Below are 305 nucleotides of genomic sequence, written 5' to 3' on the forward strand. Positions count from 1 at the left end.
ATCCTGCGTAAGGCCGCGAAATATTTTGCCGAAGAGACACGCTGGTAATCCGCTTCCAGTTTGTCTATGACCATCGAACCGAATACTCGGTCAAGCGGATGTGCCACGTGTTAAAGCTCAATCGCTCCTCGTTCTACAAATGGGTCAACACCCGCGAAAAACGCAGGTTAAAGACGTGTTCGGATGCTCTTATTGGTGCGAGAATCAAGACCATCTTCGATGATGAGCACGGGCTTTATGGTGCTAAACGCATCGCTGCAAGCCTTAAAGCCGATACGGACTTTCCTCCGATCAATCACAAGAAG

Annotated in this window: 1 pseudogene; it reads left to right on the plus strand. The window is 49.2% G+C overall.

What is annotated here, in order from left to right:
- Positions 1–305: pseudogene (locus HMPREF2896_RS13080) on the plus strand (IS3 family transposase); the annotation flags it as partial.

The sequence above is a fragment of the Corynebacterium sp. HMSC069E04 genome (genome assembly GCF_001813175.1).
Lineage (GTDB): Bacteria > Actinomycetota > Actinomycetes > Mycobacteriales > Mycobacteriaceae > Corynebacterium > Corynebacterium aurimucosum.